The following is a 2,854-nucleotide window of genomic DNA, read 5'->3' as shown; positions in this document are numbered from 1 at the left end:
CGACGCGCTGCGCGACGGCCTGGCCCGATCGGTGCCGCTGTGGCCGCTCGGGCTGCCCGCGGCCGACGACCGCTGGGCGTCCGTCGCGCACGACGCCGGTGACGCCGTCGTCGTCTCCGTCTGGGACCGGGGCGACGACGCCGGCACCGCGACCCTGTCCTTCCCGTCGCTCGTCGGCCGCCGCGTCGACGTCGCCACGGTCTTCCCGCGCCGGCTCGCGGCATGGGACGCCGAGTGGGAGGCGGGCCGCGGGATCCTCACCGTCCGGTCGGTGCCGGGCGGACCGTCCGCGCGCGTGCTGGAGCTGCGCCGCCGGTCGTGAGCTGCGGCCGCCCACCGCGCGGGTGCCCGCGATGCGGGAGGATCGCCGCGTGACCCCATCCACCGGATCCGCCGCCGCGCTCCTCGCCGCCTACGACGCGCAGCTCCGCACCGACGCCGAGACCCCGAACGCGCTCGAGGTGCGGCAGCTCGGCCCGCTGCGCCTCGTCGTCCTCCCGGGCGGGCGCGGCTTCATCACCTACGCCGACCTCGGCGGGCTCGACGAGGCGGGGCTGAGCCAGCTCGTCCCCGCGGCGCTCGCGCGCTACCGCGACGACCCCGCCATCACGACCGTGGAGTGGAAGACCCGCGGCCACGACCACGCGCCCGGGCTGGACGGGATCCTCCGCGCCAACGGCTTCGTGCCCGAGGAGCGCGAGTCGATCATGCTGGGCGAGGCGCGGGCGCTCGCGGTCGACGTGCCGCTGCCCGCGGGCGTCACGCTCCGGCGCATCACCGCGGAGGCCGACGTGCGGGCCATGAGCGCCATGCAGGACGAGGTCTTCGGCGACCCGGTCTCCGCGGACCACGCCGACGCGATCCTCCGCCGCCTCGGTCTCGACGACGGCATGGAGCTGTGGGTCGCCGAGGCCGAGGGGCGGATCGTCTCGGCGGGCCGGCTCGAGCCCGTCGCGGGATCCGACTTCGCGGGCCTCTGGGGCGGGTCGACCGTGCCCGAGTGGCGCGGCCGCGGCATCTACCGCGCCCTCACCGCGGCCCGCGCGCGCTCGGCCCTCGCCGCCGGTCGCACCCTGGTGCACAGCGACTCGACCGACTTCTCCCGCCCCATCCTCGAGCGCTCCGGACTCGTCGCCTGCTCGACGACCACGCCGTACGCCTGGTCGCGCTGACGCGTACGGCACCGTGGCTGCCGGAGTTGACTGGATCCGTGCAGACGTTCCTCCCCTACCCGGACCTCGCCGAGAGCATGGCCGTGCTCGACGACAAGCGGCTCGGGAAGCAGCGCGTCGAGACGCTCCAGGTGATGAAGGCCGTGACCGTCGCCGGCTACGGCTGGCAGAGCCACCCCGTCACGCGCATGTGGCGCGGGTACCGGCCCGCGCTCATGGAGTACCAGGAGGCGACCTGCGCCGAGTGGACCCGCCGCGGCTTCGCCGACACGTGCTTCGAGAAGACGCTCGCGATCATCGCCGAGGTGCCCGAGGACCTCGCCGCCTACACGGAGGGCCGCATCGAGCTCCCGCCGTGGTGGGGACGCCCGGAGCTGCACCTCTCCCACCGCTCGAAGCTGCTGGCCAAGGCGCCGGAGCTGTACCGGCCGGCGTTCCCGGGGGATCCGGACGACCTCGACTACGTGTGGCCCGCCGCGGGCGCGTGATCCCCGATTCCCCCACCCGGGGTACCGTATCCCCGTGAGCATCACGAGCAGCGCGGCGCCCTCGGGGCGTGGGGAGGTCGTCGGCGGCACGTCCGTCGGCACCAGGTAGTCACCGGATCCGTCGCCGTGCCCCGCGAGGGCCGGCCCCTCTCCGGCGCGCCGTCGATCCACGAGGATCCGGCCGCCGTCCCGACATCCGTCCCCGCGGCACCGCCGCGACCCCGCACGAAGGGCACCGCATGCTCCCCCTGACCGAATCCGCCATCCGCTCCTCGCTCGTCAACGCCTCGCAGCGCGAGACGCGCGACATCCGCCTCCCCGAGGGCTTCGCCGAGCTCGCCTGGGACCGCCTCGACTTCCTCGGCTGGCGCGACCCGAAGGCCCCGCAGCGCGGGATCGTCGTCGTCCCGGTGGGTGACGAGCTGATCGGCGTGCTGCTGCAGCAGTCCTCCACCGCCCCGCGATCCCGCGCCCAGTGCACCTGGTGCCAGGACGTGCGCCTGCCCAACCCGGTCGTGTTCTACGGCGCGCGCCGGGCGGGCGCCGCGGGCCGCAACGGCAACACCGTCGGCACGCTCGTCTGCACCGACTTCGAGTGCAGCGCGAACGTGCGGAAGCCGCGGCCGATCCCGTACCTCGGCTTCGACCCGGCGGCGGCGACCGCGCAGCTCATCGACGACCTGCGGAGCCGGGTCGCGGCGTTCGCCGCCGACGTCGCGTCCACGCGCTGACGCCGACCCCCGCGTCCGCCCCCGCGTCCGCCATGCTCGGAGCATGCTGCTGCGCACCGTGATCCTGTTCGCCCTCGCCGCGGTCGCCGAGATCGGCGGCGCCTGGCTCATCTGGCAGGCGGTGCGCGAGGGCAAGCCGTGGTGGTGGGCCGGGCTCGGCGTGATGGCGCTCGGCGCGTACGGCTTCATCGCGACGCTGCAGCCGGACGCGTCCTTCGGGCGGATCCTCGCGGCCTACGGCGGCGTCTTCGTCGCGGGATCCCTCGCGTGGGGGGCCGTCGTGGACGGCTACCGGCCGGACCGGTGGGACGTGGTCGGCGCGCTCGTCTGCCTGCTCGGCGTCGCGGTGATCATGTTCGCGCCGCGCGGGCAGGGCGCCTGACGCGGAGCCCGCGCGGACGCGCGCGCCCGCCTCGGAGGGCGGACGCGCGCGTGTGGGTGGGTCGGCCGGGCCAGCGCGATC

The 2,854-nt window shown here is 75.7% G+C and carries 4 protein-coding genes and 1 pseudogene; all 5 read left to right on the top strand.

The features are described from left to right. Positions 1-322 (top strand): annotated as a pseudogene (locus tag DZG00_RS17055) (alpha-galactosidase); the annotation flags it as partial. A 49-nt stretch (positions 323-371) separates the two neighbouring features. Then, positions 372-1,172 carry a GNAT family N-acetyltransferase gene (locus DZG00_RS14165; protein ID WP_233549165.1) on the top strand — a complete coding sequence of 267 codons (801 nt, stop codon included), beginning with the start codon at positions 372-374 and terminating at the stop codon, positions 1,170-1,172. Positions 1,173-1,210: 38 nt separating this feature from the next. After that, positions 1,211-1,660 (top strand): MSMEG_6728 family protein, encoded by a 450-nt coding sequence (locus DZG00_RS14160; protein ID WP_119382923.1) that lies wholly within the window; start codon positions 1,211-1,213, stop codon positions 1,658-1,660. A gap of 239 nt (positions 1,661-1,899) precedes the next feature. After that, positions 1,900-2,391, top strand: coding sequence for an FBP domain-containing protein (locus tag DZG00_RS14155; RefSeq protein ID WP_119382922.1), 492 nt, complete (start codon positions 1,900-1,902; stop codon positions 2,389-2,391). Positions 2,392-2,434: 43 nt separating this feature from the next. After that, entirely contained in the window at positions 2,435-2,773 is a 339-nt protein-coding gene (locus DZG00_RS14150; protein ID WP_119382921.1) for a YnfA family protein, read from the top strand. Positions 2,774-2,854 lie beyond the last annotated feature (81 nt).

It is taken from the genome of Clavibacter lycopersici (assembly GCF_003576405.1).
GTDB lineage: Bacteria > Actinomycetota > Actinomycetes > Actinomycetales > Microbacteriaceae > Clavibacter > Clavibacter lycopersici.
Note: the sequence above shows the minus strand (reverse complement) of the source record. Positions and strands in the feature narration are given on the sequence as shown.